Annotated in this window: 13 protein-coding genes, 2 pseudogenes and 1 riboswitch; of the genes and pseudogenes, 13 read left to right on the top strand and 2 right to left on the bottom strand. The window is 55.4% G+C overall.

Features of this window, described 5'->3' with window-relative positions:
- The 6 genes from RBR25_RS12365 to cobA form a co-directional block, all read left to right on the top strand.
- The coding region (locus RBR25_RS12365; RefSeq protein ID WP_432819862.1) for an IS66 family transposase at window positions 1-353 on the top strand (353 nt) is incomplete at its 5' end.
- A gap of 266 nt (window positions 354-619) precedes the next feature.
- A riboswitch (cobalamin riboswitch) is annotated at window positions 620-798 on the top strand.
- A gap of 141 nt (window positions 799-939) precedes the next feature.
- Window positions 940-3,072, top strand: coding sequence for a TonB-dependent receptor (locus RBR25_RS12360; protein WP_432819861.1), 2,133 nt, complete (start codon window positions 940-942; stop codon window positions 3,070-3,072).
- Between the two features lie 34 nt (window positions 3,073-3,106).
- Window positions 3,107-4,195, top strand: a complete 1,089-nt coding sequence (locus RBR25_RS12355) for an ABC transporter substrate-binding protein (RefSeq protein ID WP_432819860.1) — start codon at window positions 3,107-3,109, stop codon at window positions 4,193-4,195.
- A complete protein-coding gene (locus RBR25_RS12350) occupies window positions 4,195-5,256 on the top strand; it encodes a FecCD family ABC transporter permease (protein WP_432819859.1) in 1,062 nt (353 codons plus the stop codon). The genes RBR25_RS12355 and RBR25_RS12350 overlap by 1 nt, the downstream gene beginning before the upstream one ends.
- The gene (locus RBR25_RS12345; RefSeq protein ID WP_432819858.1) at window positions 5,247-5,996 is read left to right on the top strand and encodes an ABC transporter ATP-binding protein; all 750 of its coding nucleotides are present in this window, start codon (window positions 5,247-5,249) and stop codon (window positions 5,994-5,996) included. Before RBR25_RS12350 ends, RBR25_RS12345 begins: the two co-directional genes overlap by 10 nt.
- A 16-nt stretch (window positions 5,997-6,012) precedes the next feature.
- The gene (gene cobA / locus RBR25_RS12340; protein ID WP_432819857.1) at window positions 6,013-7,293 is read left to right on the top strand and encodes a uroporphyrinogen-III C-methyltransferase; all 1,281 of its coding nucleotides are present in this window, start codon (window positions 6,013-6,015) and stop codon (window positions 7,291-7,293) included.
- A gap of 55 nt (window positions 7,294-7,348) precedes the next feature.
- Here cobA and RBR25_RS12335 read toward each other — a convergent pair.
- Both RBR25_RS12335 and RBR25_RS12330 read right to left on the bottom strand, forming a co-directional pair.
- A pseudogene (locus RBR25_RS12335) lies at window positions 7,349-7,495 on the bottom strand (IS630 family transposase); the annotation flags it as partial.
- 231 nt (window positions 7,496-7,726) lie between these two features.
- A pseudogene (locus RBR25_RS12330) lies at window positions 7,727-8,205 on the bottom strand (transposase); the annotation flags it as partial.
- A 311-nt stretch (window positions 8,206-8,516) separates the two neighbouring features.
- On the opposite strand from RBR25_RS12330, the gene cobU reads away from it, so the two are divergent.
- Genes cobU through RBR25_RS12295 form a run of 7 tightly spaced genes read left to right on the top strand, consistent with a single transcriptional unit; the run spans window position 8,517 to window position 16,335 of the window.
- Window positions 8,517-9,062, top strand: a complete 546-nt coding sequence (gene cobU / locus RBR25_RS12325; protein ID WP_432819856.1) for a bifunctional adenosylcobinamide kinase/adenosylcobinamide-phosphate guanylyltransferase — start codon at window positions 8,517-8,519, stop codon at window positions 9,060-9,062.
- A gap of 2 nt (window positions 9,063-9,064) precedes the next feature.
- Window positions 9,065-10,126: a nicotinate-nucleotide--dimethylbenzimidazole phosphoribosyltransferase gene (cobT, locus tag RBR25_RS12320; protein ID WP_432819855.1), complete on the top strand. Its 1,062-nt coding sequence runs from the start codon at window positions 9,065-9,067 to the stop codon at window positions 10,124-10,126.
- Window positions 10,127-10,134: 8 nt separating this feature from the next.
- Window positions 10,135-10,890, top strand: coding sequence for an adenosylcobinamide-GDP ribazoletransferase (gene cobS / locus RBR25_RS12315; RefSeq protein ID WP_432819854.1), 756 nt, complete (start codon window positions 10,135-10,137; stop codon window positions 10,888-10,890).
- Complete coding sequence (locus RBR25_RS12310) at window positions 10,890-13,466, top strand: cobyric acid synthase (RefSeq protein WP_432819853.1); 2,577 nt, start codon at window positions 10,890-10,892, stop codon at window positions 13,464-13,466. The genes cobS and RBR25_RS12310 overlap by 1 nt, the downstream gene beginning before the upstream one ends.
- Window positions 13,466-14,419, top strand: a complete 954-nt coding sequence (cbiB, locus tag RBR25_RS12305; protein ID WP_432819852.1) for an adenosylcobinamide-phosphate synthase CbiB — start codon at window positions 13,466-13,468, stop codon at window positions 14,417-14,419. The genes RBR25_RS12310 and cbiB overlap by 1 nt, the downstream gene beginning before the upstream one ends.
- A complete protein-coding gene (locus RBR25_RS12300) occupies window positions 14,420-14,938 on the top strand; it encodes a cob(I)yrinic acid a,c-diamide adenosyltransferase (protein WP_432819851.1) in 519 nt (172 codons plus the stop codon). It abuts the gene before it with no gap.
- Entirely contained in the window at window positions 14,938-16,335 is a 1,398-nt protein-coding gene (locus tag RBR25_RS12295; protein ID WP_432819850.1) for a cobyrinate a,c-diamide synthase, read from the top strand. Before RBR25_RS12300 ends, RBR25_RS12295 begins: the two co-directional genes overlap by 1 nt.
- Window positions 16,336-16,350: the final 15 nt, after the last annotated feature.

Here is a 16,350-nt window from a genome sequence, read left to right as displayed (position 1 = left end):
AACGGGGCCGTCTGGCCCGATCCAAGTCCCGAAACCTGCTGGAGCGCTTGCGGGATTACGAAGAGGATGTGTTGCGATTCATGGTCGAAGCCCACGTCCCCTTCTCCAACAACCAAGCGGAAAACGATCTTAGGATGACCAAGGTTCAGCAGAAAATCTCCGGATGCTTCCGCTCTTGGGAGGGGGCCAAGATCTTCTGCCGAGTTCGTGGTTACCTGTCGACCTGCCGCAAAAACGGCATCACGGCCGCCGAAGCCTTGCGTCTACTGTTCGAAGGCAAGCAGCCGGATTTCATGTCGCCGGATGGTGACGTGCGACCAAAATCCGATGGCCTGTCGCTGGCAGGTGAATAGTTACGAAAAATCAGGCTCATTCGTCGGGGTTGCCCCCTTAAAAACACCTTTCAGAGGCAGCGAAGAGGTCTACGCAAACCGCTTTCGCGGATTTGGGATAAAGACTGAGTAGCACGATAGATTAATGATTTACCCTCAAATAGTTGAATTGGATTTGATCAAAAATACCCTATATTTAAATATTTTTATTGACAATAACGGCCATCGTTAGATAGAAATACACAAAAATAATGTTGGAATCGGCTTCCGTTGGTAGCCTTCCGACATTCATATGTAAGGATTGCAGTTCCTTCGGGATGAAAATGGGAACCCTGTGAAAGTCGGGGACGGACCCACCACTGTAACCGGGGACAATGACGAGACTTAAGCCACTGGATGACTCCGGGAAGGCATCGTCGGCGAACGAACCGGAAGTCAGAATACCTGCTGCAATTCGAAGTTCTCACCCCAAGGGGAAGTAAGGCTGAGAATCGCTACCGGTACAGATGGGTGACCCGGAGCCAATATTTGGCTCCGGGTTTTTTATTTGTCGCGGGTTCGCTCTCTCTGAAGTCTATTTGTTCTTGGCATGATCAGGGAGGGTTTTATGTCATTTATTAACCGCTTCACCACCACCATCATCCTCCCCCTCTTTTCCTGCTGCTGTCTGCTGTTGTCCGCAACCAACGTGTTCGCCACAGGCAATGTGCATATGCTTGATACTGTGGTCGTTACCGCAACTCGCTCTGAAGATCCTACCTTCGAAGTTCCCTCACCTGTCTCAACAGTTGATGAACAGCGTCTTCAGGAAACCGCGCCAGCATCAGTCGCTGATGCTATCGCCGACGTTCCCGGTGTTTTTCTCGACAAGGCTGGCTCCTGGGAAGCCACCCCTATAATCCGCGGGCTGGGAGAGACCCGCGTGCTGGTACTCCACGACGGAGATCGTGAAACCAATCTGTGGGCGGGGCGGATGCCCTTGACTCCCTTCATGGATATGGGCTCAGTTGCGCGGATTGAGGTTGTCAAGGGACCAGCTTCTGCACTTTACGGCACCGATGCCCTAGGCGGCGTCATCAATATCATCAGCCGAGAAGTTCAATTTGCCGAGGGCGAACAATGGCAAATGGAAAGCACACTCAAGAGCCGCTATTCCAGTGCTGACAACGGCTCGTTCGGACGCTACGAACTGGCTGCCGGAGGCAATGGTCTGGGATTGCTCCTCGGCGTTTCGGGCCGTGATATGGAAGACTATGAAGACGGCAATGACGACGATGTCCGCAATTCGCAGTTTGAAAGCCGCAATATCGATCTGAAAGCGCGTTATGCACTCAATAACAGTCACAATGTGACCACGGCTCTGCGGATCAACAACATCACCGACATGGGCGTACCGCAAAAAAACCCTGAGGCCGACTATTCCCATTTTGATCGCTTTGATACCCGCAGTTACAAGCTCGGCTATGAGGGCAGCGGACTGGGTTTTGTCGAGGAACTGACAGCCAAAATCTATGCCGTCGACCAAGATCGTTCATTCGAAAGCATTTGGCCAAACTCCACCGGCACAGCAACTGCACTGAAATCAAATGATATCGCGACTTACGCGCTCGGCGGTTCCATACAGGCCTTGATGCTGGTCAGAGAGAATCACAGCCTAATCTCCGGCCTTGAGGTGGTGTGCGAAGCGACGGACTCCAGTGAAGTGCAGCTGAGCAGACGTAACAGCAACAACAGTCTGGCCCGGCGGCTGACTTTTCAACCAGTTCCGGACGGCGAGCGTACCCACATCGGTGTTTTCATTCAGGACGAAGCTAAGCTGGGAAAGAAGCTGACCCTGCTGGCCGGTGGGCGCTTTGACCATTTCGAGGCCAATGCTGACGACATTGCCCTGACGGATGAACAGTACAACGGCTCAGGGGCGCTGACCTCTTCAAGTAAGGAGATCAACAAGTTCGACGATGCGCAGGACAGCGCCGCCACCTTTAATCTCGGGTTGCTCTACGCCCTGACTGAGCATCTTCATCTGACCGCCAATGTCGGCAGTGGATTCCGTGCACCGGATATTTTTGAGTTGTTCTCAACCCGCGGCGGTGGCAGCCGGATCATGCTCGGCAATCCTGATCTCGATCCGGAGTCTTCGATCAGTTTTGATATCGGCAGCAAAGTCCGCTATTCAGCTTTTCAGGCCTCTTTCAACCTGTTTTATAACCGGGTCGATGATTTTATTGATACGGAACCGGCGGGCACCTTCAATGGGATTGATGCCGTCAAATACGTCAATGTTCAGAACGCCGAACTCTATGGTTTCGACGGCGAAACCCAGTTTTGTTTAACCGAGAAACTGGCCCTGTTCGGCAGCATTTCCAGCGTGGTCGGCAAAGACCGTGACAGCGGCGACCGTCTCAACAATATTCCGCCGCTGAACGGAACCTTGGGCGTGCGCTGGAAGGATTCCGCGTTCAACACGGCACATTACTGGGTCGAATTGTCCAGCAACTTTTTCGCTGCTCAGAACCAGCCGGGCCCAAGCGAAGAGGAGACCCCGGGTTACGCCATCACCAATCTGCGTACCGGTCTCGATTTTCCCGCGGTCGGGAATATTCTGCACGATGTGCGACTGACGCTGAACGTGGAAAACCTGTTTGACAAATACTATCTGTCGCATCTGCGCAAGGAAGACGTAGACTTCATTCCCGGAACTGGTGTCAACGTCATTGCAGCGGCGGAATTCAGCTTCTGACCTGAACAGGCGCGAAGAAAGCATGGATTCATATATGAACAAAGCAATAAGTGCACTACTGATAATTGCACTATTTCTTGTATTTGACTTGCCGCATCCGGCTTTTGCCGACGCAGCCTTCCCGCTCACGGTAACCGATCTCAAAGGCCGACAGGTCACCTTTGCGGCACCGGCCAAACGGATTGTCGCTCTGCGTGGAGCCCTGGGGACGGTCTGCTACATGCAACTCTGCGATCAGGTGGTCGGAGTTGAGGATTTGGAAGCACGTCCTTTGGAGTGGCTGGGCTCGGTCGGGCGCTCATATCGGTTGGCCCATCCCCAACTGGGGGAACTGCCGATAATCGGCAGCCGCAACCAGCCCGACCCGGAACGGCTGTTAGCGGTCAAACCGGACGTTATTTTTGCCGGCAGCGGCGATGTTCGCTTCGCCAACAATCTGCAGCAGAAAACCGGCACACCGGTGTTGTTTGTCGACAATGGCGATTTAGCTGACAGGCGGAGCAAATTTTATCAATCGTTGCGGTTGATCGGCACCGTCTGTGGCCGTGAGCAGCGCGCCGAACAGATCATAAAACGTATTGATCTGGCTGTGACCGATCTGCGTCAGCGTGTGCAGAACATTCCTGAGAAGCCATCTGTCTACGTCGGAGGAATGAATTTTCGCGTTGCTCACGGCCTGACCGGGACCAGTGCGGCCTACCCTCCTTTTTTGCTGCTTGACATCAACAATATCGCGGATTCAGCCCAGGCGAACGAAAATTCCGTCAAGGGGCGCTTTCTGATCGACGCGGAAACTCTGCTGAAAGCTGACCCGGAAACCCTGTTTATCTGTGAAAGCGGACTTGAACTTGCCCTGCAGGATCTGAAAAAACCGATTTATCGTCATATGAAAGCCGTTGTAAACAGACGGGTGTTCGGGGTCGTTCCCCATTATTACGCCGCCAGTCCAGATACTGTGCTGGCCGAAACCTACTACATGGGGACGGTCCTCTTTCCTGAGCAGTTTGCCGATATCGATGTGCCGGCCATGGCGGATGACTGGTACCGGTTTTTCGTCGGCAAACCTCTGTACGCAGAAATGTTTCGTATTTTCGGCGGTTTTAGACCAATAGAAGCAAACTGATGCAAAAATCGATCAGTGCCTATAAACGGCTGAGCCGCAGACGTCATCTGTGGCTCGGTACCATCATAGTCTTTTTGCTTATCACCGTACTGCTGGCGCTTTGCAGTGGGGCTTCCAAAGTGGGGATGGGAACTGCCGTGCGCAGTCTCTTTCTGGCTGAAGATAATTTGACGCAACAGATTGTCTGGCAGTTGCGCTTGCCGCGGATCTGCGGTGCGCTGCTCGGCGGAGCAGGTTTTGCTGCCGCCGGTATGGTCCTACAGACGACTCTGCGCAACCCCTTGGCTTCGCCGTCGACCTTGGGTATATCACAAGGGGCGGCTTTCGGCGCTGCCTGCGGGGTAATTTTTCTCGGCCTGCTCGATCCCGGGGTCGGTAACCAGACGGCCATGCTCGGCCGGCACCCCTATCTGATCAGCCTGTTTGCCTTCGGCAGTTCGTTGTTAACGACGATTTGCATTGTTGTCCTAGCCAGTATTTACCGTGCGAGTCATGAGACCATCGTGTTGGCAGGTGTCGCCCTGAGTGCCTTTTTTATGGCTGGAACCACCGTTCTTCAATATTTTGCCGACGAAACCCAACTTTCAAGCATCATCTCTTGGACTTTTGGCGATGTCGGTCGAGCCAGCTGGGCCGAATTACAGGTTATGGCCCTGCTTGTCGGCTGCGGACTTTTTTATCTTGCACTGCAAACAGTCAAGTTCAACGCCCTGCTTGCCGGATCGGATACCGCCGCGACACTCGGGGTTTCGGTCATCCGTACCCGCTTACTGAGCATCTCGTTCGCCGCCCTGATGACGGCAATCATTGTCACCTATTTCGGGGTCATCAGTTTTATTGGTCTGGTGGCTCCGCACATCGCTCGGCGGTTGGTTGGGGAACAGTCCCATATCCTCCTGCCGGTAGCGACTCTTCTTGGAGCCCTCCTACTGTTGTGGGCCGATCTGGTCGGACGCACCCTGCTTTCACCGATCCTGTTACCTGCCGGGGTCATTACTGCTTTTATGGGGACTCCAGTTTTTCTTTTTCTGTTGTTTGGTGGTCAGCGGCGATGGAGATAACAGCTTCAGATTTAGATTTCAGCTATGGTTCGCGCCTAGTCTTGGATGAAATCAATGTTGAGTTTCCTGCTGGCTCACTGACGGCTCTTCTGGGGGTGAACGGGGCTGGGAAAACGACCCTACTGAAGTTAATCGGCCGACTTCTCAGCCCGGATGAGGGCCGCATCCTGCTTGGTGATAATCTCCAAGAAAACATCACAAGAGCAGACTACGCAAAAACGACAGGCTATGTGAGTCAGCTGCACCAGCCAGCCAGGCTCCGCGTCTTCGACTACCTGTTGATCGGCAGAACGCCCTATAGCAAGTTCCATTATACCCGGAATGATGAAGATATCGTTTTGCAGGTCATGGTAGACATGGGGCTGACCTTCTTCGCCGACCGTTGGCTTACCGATCTCAGCGGTGGAGAAATGCAAAAAATCATCATCGCCCGCGCTATGGTGCAAAAACCAAAAATACTACTTCTGGATGAACCAACCAACAACCTTGATCTGAAGAATCAACTGGAGATCATGAAGCTTTTAAACAACTGTGCCTATTCTTCTAAAATGACGATCATCTTCAGTATGCACGATCTCAACTTGGCGCTACGCTTTGCCGACCGTTTCCTGCTGCTGGATCAGGGAAAGCTGCTCAGTAGCGGCACCCGGCAGAACCTTGACGATGATCTGCTGAGCCGTGCCTACGGCACCCCGCTGACGCTTCATGAAGTCGCCGGACAGACCGTTGTGCTGTCTTAAAAGGAAACGCAATTATATGAAGAATAGCGGTAAGACGCCTGGGTCCCTCCCCATTCTGCTGACCAGTCAGGAGATCCTGTTACTAGGCGGTGGAGCGACGGCATCCCGCAAGGCGAAAGTTTTGAAAGAAAATACTATCCCGTTTAGGGTGATTGCAGAACTCGTCGATGAACGCATTTTTGATCTCGACGTTCCCGTCGAACAGCGCCGGATTGTTCCTGCGGACCTCGGTCAGGCGAACATTGTCGTCGATGCCACCGGGAGCAGCGAGGTTCTGGAGATGCTGGGCAAGGAAAAGCAACAGCGTTTTTTTCTCCTGAATTGTGCTTCACGCCCGGATCTCTGTGACTTTTATTTTTCTGTCATGGCGAATCGGGGTGGATTGAAAATCGCCGTTTCCACCGACGGCGCCAGCCCGGTGATCGGCCAGGTCGGCAAGGACCGGATCGCGACCATGATCCCGGAAGACCTGAACGGCTTCATCGAACACACTAAGCGGGGTCGTGAGCAGGATCTCATCACTCCGGAGAAAACCGTAGCAGACTGCCTGCAGAATCTGGCCACGGTTTATCTCATCGGTTGCGGCCCGGGCGCCCCCGATCTGCTGACCCTGAAAGCTTACAAAACCATGCAGCAGGTGGACGTGGTGTTTTATGACCATCTGCTCACGGATGACATTCTGGCTCTGGTGCCGGATTCCACGGAAAAGATCCCGGTCGGGAAACAAAAAGGCCATCACAGCGTCCGTCAGGAACAGATTAATGACCTCCTCTGGGACAGGGCACAACAGGGCTTGAAAATCGCCCGGCTGAAAAACGGCGATCCGTTTATTTTTGGCCGTGGCGCGGAAGAAATGGAATTTCTGGTCAAGCGGGGAGTCAGGGTTGAAGTGATCAACGGGATCAGTTCCGCCATCGCCGGTCCCGCTTCCGCCGGTATCCCTCCGACGGCACGTGGTTATGCCACCAACCTCTCCATCGTCTCGGCCCACTTGGCTGGCACCAGACTCAATACCGATTGGCTGCCCCTGCTAACAATTCCCCAGCACACGACCATCATTCTGATGGGCCTTACTTTTGCCGCGGAAATATCTCAGCTAGCGCTGGCCGCGGGAATCAACGGTGAACGACCGGTCGCTATTATCTCGAATGCCACACGGGCAAATCAAACGGTAATTGTCACCAATATCGAACAACTCCCAAAACATGCCGCGAAAGCTGAACGTCCGGCGTTACTGGTCATCGGAGATGTCATCAACCTGCAACAGAGGTTTTCTAGGTCAACAACATTGATCTAATATCGAGTTAAACTCTTGCCCCGTTAGTTCTGTTGCGTTTGTAACCATGGGTTTACCGCTCAATCTGACCGAGCTTCAACGAAAGCATCGGTAGTGTGCGATCCAGGGCCTGAATCTGGGTTTTCTCATCCACCGACAAAACAACGATACTGTCGGGAGGGTTCATGTACAGCCCGATAACATCGATAACCTTTTCGGCAAACCTGAATCCGTGAGTCCTTCCCCTGCACCTCGGGTTTCCCCTTTCTGAGGGGCGATTCGGGGGCATGGGTTGTGGGTTGAACTAAAAACGGCCTCCTGTGTTCCGCTCCACGCGACGATCTTTGACAGTTTGGCCTCAAATGCTGTCCGAATGCCGTTTTTCGGGCGAGCTGGGCCGTGGGCACGGTTGCCGATGGATGTTTTTCCGGATCTGTCGTTACGGGTTTATGCCCTATTCGTAGGCCAGGCGCCGGTAGACTCCGGCGTAGCCTTCGAAATTCAGGCCGCTGTGGCGACTGAAGCGCAGTCGCAAGCGCCGGCCGGTCTCGATCAGCCGGGCGGCGAGATACATCAGTTCTTGCATGACGGTCTTGAGCCGCCGCCGTTTGGCGCCGTGCCGCACCGGGGTCTTGTCGCCGAGCAGGCCGAGTTGTCCGATGTAGCGCAGGACGTTGTAGGCGAGCGCGGCGCAGCTCATTACCAGACTGTTGACCTCGAATTTGCCTGAGAGCAGGCGCTCCAGATCCATGTCGGTTTTGAGTTCGCTGTGAAACTGCTCGCTGGTGCCGTGATCCTGATAGAGGGCGATGATCTTTTCGGCGGGCAGGTTCAGGGTGGTCCACCAGCCTTCCAACTCGATCTCGGGTTCCAGCAGCCCCTGGCTTTTTTGTCGGTGGAGAGCTTGATGATCCGAACGACCCGACGGTAGGACAATCCCATCCGCAGTTACATTGGCATGGACAATGGCCGTCTCTCAGTTAAAAAAGACAGCCGTAACCCGCGAGGTCAAACTGGTAAAACGCTTCAGGCATAAACCGATGAGTGCCAGCCCGAAATGAAGAGGTATAGACCTCGTCTTTGGACTTCTCAATGATCAAATATTTCATATGAATTCACCTGCCAAGTGAGTTTTAGGGGGGCTGATGATGGCATAAATAATAATTAAAAATCAGTAATTTATCTTCATTCACTGAAATTTTTCTGATTGTGATCTTACGGATTTAGGTGCAAGTAGAGGTCCTATGGGTGAATTGATTTATATCAGTGGCGGTTGTCGTAGCGGGAAAAGCCGTTATGCCCAATATCGGGCCGAAGCACTGAACGGTCGACGCGTTTATATTGCAACCTGTCCGGTCATTGACAAAGAAATGAACGAGCGCATCGCACGTCACCGCTTTGAGAGACAGGGACGCGGATGGGAAACTCGCGAGGCACCGGAGCAACTGATAGAGGCTGTACGCCAAGCGGGAAATGAGTTTGATGTTTTACTCATCGATTGTCTGACCTTGTGGGTTAACAATTTATTTTACCGGGCACAGCAGGAAAAACTAGAAATAACTGAACAGCATATGACAGAACTGAGCAGCAGACTCGTTCGTGCTTGGCAAGAGTGCGGTAAGTCCTTGATTGTTGTCAGTAACGAACTGGGAATGGGATTGGTTCCAACGGATAGCGCATCCCGGCTTTACCGCGATTTAGTTGGCCGTTGCAATCAGACGGTCGCAGCAGCCGCGACAGAAGCAATCTTCATGGTTTCCGGTCGCCCCGTTCCCTTGAACAGGAGCTAAACATGACTCTACTGCAGGATACCATTGACAGAATCAGCGGCGGCAATGCCAACTTCCGTAAGCGTGCCAAAGAACGCCTTGATCAACTCATCATGCCGCACTGGGCACTCGGTCGTGTCATGGACCTTGCTCTTGATCTCGCGGCCATGACGGATTCGATGAGACCACCGGTCGTGCGCAAACGGATTGTGGTGATGGCCGCCGATCACGGCATCATTGAAACCGGTGTCAGCCTTTTCCCGGCCGAGGTTACGTTACAGATGATGTGCGGCTTTCTTAATGGACACGCCGGCATCAACGTGCTCGCACGCCAGTCGGGAACGGATCTGACCATCGTCGACATGGGGGTGGCCGGGGATATTTCTACACTCCCCTCTGAACGTATTCTCCACCACAAAGTGGCCGCAGGAACCAGAAGTTTTGCCGAGGGTCCTGCCATGAGTCGCGACCAGGCAATACAAGCGCTCGAAGCGGGAATCACGGTCGCTCTAGAACTGGCCGCCGAAACCGATATTTTCGGCACAGGAGACATGGGCATCGGCAACACCTCGCCGAGCAGCGCTATTGTTGCCTGCCTGTGTCGAAAGCCGGTGGAGGAAGTAACCGGGCGGGGCACCGGTCTCGATGACAAGCAGCTCCAACATAAAATCGAGATTTTAGAAAAGGCAATATCTCTGAATCGGCCGGACGCTGATGACCCTATCGATGTGCTGAGCAAGGTCGGAGGTTTTGAGATCGCCGGAATCGCCGGCCTGATCCTCGGTGCCGCTGCCTTAAGAAAGCCGGTTGTCGTCGATGGCTTCATTTCCACGGCTGCGGCACTGGTCGCCTCCCGCCTGGCACCTTTGAGCCGAGACTTCATGATTGCCGCGCACCGGAGCGTGGAATACGGTCAGGTCGCCGCCCTTGCGGATCTTGGCAAAGAACCTCTGCTTGACCTGAATTTCCGTCTTGGTGAAGGAACCGGCGCTGCCCTAGCCATGAATCTGGTGGAGGCGGCCGTTGCCGTGCTCACCGAAATGGCCACCTTCGACGAGGCTGCCGTGTCCCGGGCGGACAAATAAAAATCGCCATGCAAGCGCTGTGTGCTGCGATCAGATTCCTAACGATCATCCCGATGCCTGGCCATTGGGGCGAAGCCGAACAAAGCCTGCGCGGTAGTCCGCCATGGTATCCGGTTGTCGGCCTATTGCTAGGTTTGATCCTGACCACCACTGACATGCTGTTGCGTTGGCTGTTGCCGATGCCGGTCGCATCCTGCCTGCTGCTAGTAGTAATGATTGCCTTGACCGGTGCCTTGCATCTCGACGGATTAGCCGACAGCGCGGATGCCTTTTTCAGTCATCGTGATCGCGAAAACATGCTGACGATCATGAAAGACAGCCGCAGTGGACCGATGGGCGTGATGGCAGTCTTTTGCCTGCTGGCACTCAAACTGACAATTTTGTTTTCCTTACCAACTTCGTGGCGGGCACCCGCCCTGATTCTCATGCCTGTGGCGGGACGCAGCACCATACTGCAACTGATCGGTCTACTCCCCTATGCGCGGCCAACCGCAGGGACCGCTGCCTTTACCAAAGGCGCCGGTCGTAGGTCAAGCCTTCTGGTCGCTCTGGGCATCCTTGTGTGCGTGGCCCTGACCTTGGTTCCTATTGGCGTAGCAGTGCTCATCACTCTGATATGCGGCGCGGCCGGTTATGCTCTGGCTGCTTACTACAGGATCAAGATCGGCGGTTATACCGGTGATACCCTTGGTGCGGCCTGTGAGTTATCAGAAACAATTCCTGCTCTGGTTCTGCTGATATTGCTGCACCGGGGAACACTCTGATGTCCAATACTCTTCAACATGGCGGCAATCTGCTTCAGGCCACAAAATTGAGCGGTCTACCGGTGGAAGAACTGGTCGATTTCTCCGCCAATATCAATCCCCTTGGGTTCCCCACCTGGCTGCGCCCACTGATAAGCAGCCAGGTGGAATCTCTGGTGCACTATCCTGATCCCGAAGCAACGGAATTAAGTAACGCCCTGGCTGCGGACAACGGGGTATCTGCGGAGCAGGTGCTGGTCGGTAACGGCGCTAGTGAACTGCTTTATCAGCTGCCAGCAGCGCTGAAGGCCGTTCGCATGGTGCTGCCGGTTCCCTGCTATATCGATTACGCCAGGGCTGCCCTGCGAGCCGGTTGTCCGGTTCTGGAATATCCCACGTCCGCCAATGACGGTTTTGTTCTCTGTACGCAAAGTCTGTCGCACCAGTTGCGCGCCGGGGACATGGTAATGTTGGGCCAGCCAAACAATCCCACCGGTGTGCTGACGCCAGTGACGGAACTGGTCGCCCTTGCAGCAACGCATCCGCAAGTCCGATTCGTTATCGACGAGTCGTTCATTGATTTGGTTGAACAGCCGTATACGCTGCGGAGCCAGCGCCCGTTCAATATGCTCATTGTTCAGTCAATGACTAAAAGCTGGGCCATCCCTGGGCTGCGCCTCGGATATCTATTGGGTGAAGCAGAGCTGATCGCCGCGGTAAGGCGGCAGCTGCCCGAGTGGTCGGTGAACCATCTGGCGCTGTCGGTCGGTGTCCGCGCCTTGCAGGACAGAGAGTTTCTGCCACGCACGCGTGTCTATGTGGCAGAACAGCGCCGCAAATTGTTTACGGAGTTAGCGGACATTGACGGCATCAGCCCATATCCGGGACAAGCAAATTTCCTGTTGGTCAAAGTCCAGCATCCCCGCTACAACGGCACCCGCCTTGCGCAGGCCCTGCTGCAGCAGGGGATTTTGCTGCGGGATTGCAGGAATTTCAACGGTCTGGGGGAGGATTATCTGCGCATCGCCGTGCGCAACGATGCTGACCAGAAGCGCCTGATCAATGCTATGCGCACAACCTTGCGGCTTCCTGTGCTGTCTGCGTCGCCACGCAAAACCCCGGCGCTGATGTTTCAAGGGACCGGTTCCAACGTCGGGAAAAGCATCCTAACTGCCGCCATGTGCCGCATCCTGCAGCAGGACGGCATCAAGGTCGCTCCGTTCAAAGCACAGAATATGTCCCTCAACTCCTGCGTGACGTTTCAGGGAGGGGAGATGGGACGAGCTCAAGTGCTGCAGGCCCAAGCCTGCCGGCTTGATCCTGATGTGCGCATGAACCCATTGCTGCTCAAACCAAGCAGTGCCACCGGTTCCCAAGTCATCCTCTGCGGCAAAGTTCTGGAAACCATGGATTTTCGCGATTACAGCAAGCGGCGGGAAACGCTTTTCGCCAAAGTCAAAGAATGTTACGACGGCCTTGCAGCGGAAAATCAGGTGATGGTGCTGGAGGGGGCAGGCAGCCCGGCTGAGATCAACCTCAAAGACCGGGATATCGTCAATATGAATATGGCCCGTCACGCCGAAGCCGGGGTTCTGCTGGTTGGAGATATCGATCGTGGCGGGGTGTTTGCTTCGTTCGTCGGCACCATGGAGTTGCTCAACGAGTGGGAACGCGCCCTGGTGCGTGGGTTCATCATCAATCGCTTCCGTGGCGACGCCTCGCTGTTGGCCGAAGCGCTCAGCAAAACAACCCTGCATACCGGCAAGCCCTTCTGGGGAAATGTCCCCTACTTGGCCAATCTGGGGCTGCCGGAAGAGGATTCCGTCGACTTCAAGGATGGCCGGTTGGAAACACAACGGGGGACGGCGGCGGACCTCGATATCGCCCTGATCGACCTGCCGCACATCTCCAATTTTACCGATGTCGACGCCCTGCGTCTGGAGCCGGACGTACGGGTCCGCAAGGTGACGGATGTGCCGACTCTCGGCACTCCGGATGCTGTGATTCTTCCGGGCAGCAAAAACGTGATCAACGATCTGGTCTGGCTGCGCTCCAGCGGTCTGGCGGCTGCGTTGCAACATCTGGCCGATTCCGCCACTGTGGAAATTGTCGGTATCTGTGGTGGCTACCAGATGCTTGGCAAGGAGATCGACGACCCTCACGCCATTGAATCGGCGGGCGATTGCTGTCGTGGACTGGATCTGCTGCCGATGCGCACTCAGCTGCAGCCACACAAGATCACCAGCCGCTGCCGGGCGCAACATATCCCGTCCGGGGAAACCCTAACCGGTTATGAGATTCATCACGGTATCGCCAGCGAACAGGGAGCTGTAGCACTCATCACCCTCGACGATGGAACTCCGGTCGGCAGCGGTGCACCGGATCATGAGAGGATCTGGGGCACCTATCTTCACGGGGTGTTCGATGCCGACGGGTTCAGGCGCTGGTTCCTCAATCGCCTGCGACAACATAAAGGCTTACAGCCTTTAACTGAGATCCAGGCAGTTTACGACCTGGAACCGGCTCTGGATCGTCTCGCCGGGCATGTGCGGGCCTCGCTGGACATGAATCGCGTTTATCAGCTTTTGGGGCTGTAATGCCGTTTTACCTGCAAATTCTGATTGCGCTCGGACTCGATCAACTGCTGGGAGATCCGCGCTGGCTCCCCCACCCCGTGCGCGGGATGGGAAAACTGGCGCTGTGGCTGGAAAATCCGTTACGGGCCAGGCTTCCGGAACGCCGGGCCGGGATTGCTGCAGTCGTCTTGGTGGTGGGAATGACGGTCGTCGTAACCGTTGCGATTTGCAGCGCGGCCAGCCGTCTGCATCCACTGTTCGGCAATGCGGTTGCAATCTGGCTCATCTATACCGCTCTCGCCATGCGGGATCTGCGGGACCACGCCCTGGCAGTCTACCGGCCCTTGACAAAAGGTGATCTGGTAACGGCCCGCAGTCGGGCGCGGATGCTGGTCGGGCGGGATACTGAGAATCTGAACGAGGCGGGAATCAGCCGCGCCACGGTCGAAAGCGTAGCGGAAAACAGCGTCGACGGGGTGACCGCGCCGCTGCTATTCTCCCTGTTTGCCGGAGCGCCGGGGGCGCTGTTCTACAAGGCGGTCAATACCCTCGATTCGACTTTCGGCTACAAGAATGAGCACTATCTGCAGTTTGGATGGGCGGCGGCGCGGCTGGATGATGTCGTCAATTTTCTTCCCGCACGGATCAGTGCCCTGCTGGTTCCTCTGGCCGCGGTCTGTACCGGTCTGGACGGAAGGCAGTCCTGGCGAATCTTCCGGCGTGACCGCAACAACCATCCCAGCCCCAACGGCGGCCAGATCGAGGCGGCCATGGCTGGCGCTCTGCAGGTCCGGCTGGGCGGGGAAAACAGCTATTTCGGCAAAAAATCATTCCGCCCTTATATGGGAGATGCCGGAGAAACCCTACAGGCCAAACATATTCCGCTGGTGATCAGACTGATGCAGGCGACAACCCTGTGTGCCCTGGTCGCCGGGCTATTGATGATCTGTCTATGGAGAATATGGGGTGGATAAATGGCGAAGAACATCCTTGTTTTCACCGGCAACGGCAAGGGGAAATCAACCGCTGCCTTCGGCATGGCCCTGCGGGCGACCGGGCACGGTCAGCGGATCCTGATTCTGCAGTTCATGAAGTCCGACAATACGACTGGCGAACTGGCAAGCTGCAGAACCCTGGGCATCGAGGTGCGACAGACAGGCCTCGGTTTCGTGCCGAAACCGGACAATCCTGCCTGGCAGAAACATCGGGATGCGGCGCAAACGGGCCTTGCCCAGGCTCGGGCCGCACTGCAAAGCAGTGATTATGATCTGCTGATTCTTGATGAAATCTGCGGCGCGGTCGCCCACGATCTGGTCGAAGAGGAAGCGTTGCTTGAGTCGCTGCGGCAATCTTCCGACAAGGTGAACATCGTACTCACTGGCCGCGGGGCCACTGCGGCAATGATTGCTCTTGCGGATACGGTGAGCGAGATGGTTCCACACAAGCATGCCCTGGAACAAGGCGTTCCGGCACGCGAGGGGATCGAATACTGATGGTGCAAACGGCTGCCTCCAGACCACGTCTGCTGATCGCAGGAACCCAGAGTGGCGTCGGCAAATCGACCCTTTCTCTTGCTTTGGTCGCTGCCTTGAAGCAGCGGGGGTTGAAAGTCCAGACTTTTAAAGTGGGGCCCGACTATCTCGACCCGGGGCACCTCAGCTGGGTTTCGGGCCGGCCCTGCTACAATCTTGATGGCTGGATGTGTGAGCGCGGCTATATTGAAGAGCTGTTTCTGGCGGCGTCGGTGAATGCCGATATCAGTCTCGTTGAAGGGGTTATGGGCTTGTTCGACGGCAGCAGCACCGACAGTTTGAGTGGCAGCAGTGCCGAAATTGCCGCCTGGCTGCAGGCTCCGGTGCTGCTGGTTGCCGACGTCCATGGCATGGCGCGCAGTTTTGCCGCCCTGGTCAAAGGCTATCACGAACTGGAATCGCAGGTGGGGCTGGCCGGGGTGATCGCAAACCGCTGCGGCTCAATAAGCCATGCCCGACTATTGTCGCAAGCGCTGCAGAGTGCCGCCCTTCCCCCTTTGTTCGGCGGAGTGTTACGCGACAGCCTACCACCCCTTGCCAGCCGTCACCTTGGACTGGTTTCGGCCGCGGAACTCAAATTACAGGAGCAGGATATCCGCCTGCTGGCGCAGGCGGCCGAGCAGCAGCTCGACCTTGACCTGCTGCTGAAACGGGCAAGGATGGCTGAACCACTCTCATGTCATCCAAGGCGATCTCATGCAGGAACAGCGGCTCAAGAAATAAACTTGCGTCTGGCGGTGGCACAGGATGAAGCCTTTCTGTTTTATTATCCCGATTTTTTCGATCTGCTGGAGAAACTGGAAGTTACGCTCGTTTTTTTCTCGCCGCTGCGCGATGACAAACTGCCGGACAATATTGCCGGTCTGTACCTGGGCGGCGGTTATCCCGAAGTTCATGCCCAGACGTTGGCCGCTAACGACTCGATGTTACAGGCAATGCGTGATTTCGCGGCAAGCGGGAAACCCCTCTATGCCGAATGTGGAGGGCTCATTTATTTGTCGCAGGGAATCAAACAGGAGGGGCGGACATTCCCCCTCATCGGAGAGATCCCGGTCTGGGCCAAAATGCTGCCGCAGCGAAAAGCCCTTGGCTATGTGGAGGTCACCTTGGAGCAGGATTCCCTGTTCGGAGAAAGCGGAGCTGTCTTTCGCGGTCACGAATTCCATTATTCCGAGCTGACAGATTCACCCACAGGAATTGACGGCTGGAAGACCGTTTACCGGGTCAAACAGAACCGCACCGGCAATGTGTCTGCGGAAGGTTACCAACGGGGGAATGTTCTGGCCAGCTACGCCCACCTCCACCTGGCGTCACATCCCAAGGCGGTAAAGTATTTTATGCAGAAAATGAGACAATGACGGTTGTTGTGGGCG

Source organism: Trichloromonas sp. (assembly GCF_034006665.1).
In the GTDB taxonomy this organism is placed as follows: Bacteria; Desulfobacterota; Desulfuromonadia; order Desulfuromonadales; family Trichloromonadaceae; genus Trichloromonas.
The sequence above is the reverse complement of the archived record's forward strand: the minus strand, read 5'-3'. Positions and strand labels throughout refer to the sequence as shown.

Excerpts from the sequence above, each read along its gene's own strand:
- RBR25_RS12360 (WP_432819861.1), top strand. The coding sequence starts at position 940 with ATGTCATTTATTAACCGCTTCACCACCACCATCATCCTCCCCCTCTTT.
- RBR25_RS12355 (WP_432819860.1), top strand. The coding sequence starts at position 3,107 with ATGAACAAAGCAATAAGTGCACTACTGATAATTGCACTATTTCTTGTA.
- RBR25_RS12350 (WP_432819859.1), top strand. The coding sequence starts at position 4,195 with ATGCAAAAATCGATCAGTGCCTATAAACGGCTGAGCCGCAGACGTCAT.
- RBR25_RS12345 (WP_432819858.1), top strand. The coding sequence starts at position 5,247 with ATGGAGATAACAGCTTCAGATTTAGATTTCAGCTATGGTTCGCGCCTA.
- cobA (WP_432819857.1), top strand. The coding sequence starts at position 6,013 with ATGAAGAATAGCGGTAAGACGCCTGGGTCCCTCCCCATTCTGCTGACC.
- cobU (WP_432819856.1), top strand. The coding sequence starts at position 8,517 with ATGGGTGAATTGATTTATATCAGTGGCGGTTGTCGTAGCGGGAAAAGC.
- cobT (WP_432819855.1), top strand. The coding sequence starts at position 9,065 with ATGACTCTACTGCAGGATACCATTGACAGAATCAGCGGCGGCAATGCC.
- cobS (WP_432819854.1), top strand. The coding sequence starts at position 10,135 with ATGCAAGCGCTGTGTGCTGCGATCAGATTCCTAACGATCATCCCGATG.
- RBR25_RS12310 (WP_432819853.1), top strand. The coding sequence starts at position 10,890 with ATGTCCAATACTCTTCAACATGGCGGCAATCTGCTTCAGGCCACAAAA.
- cbiB (WP_432819852.1), top strand. The coding sequence starts at position 13,466 with ATGCCGTTTTACCTGCAAATTCTGATTGCGCTCGGACTCGATCAACTG.
- RBR25_RS12300 (WP_432819851.1), top strand. The coding sequence starts at position 14,420 with ATGGCGAAGAACATCCTTGTTTTCACCGGCAACGGCAAGGGGAAATCA.
- RBR25_RS12295 (WP_432819850.1), top strand. The coding sequence starts at position 14,938 with ATGGTGCAAACGGCTGCCTCCAGACCACGTCTGCTGATCGCAGGAACC.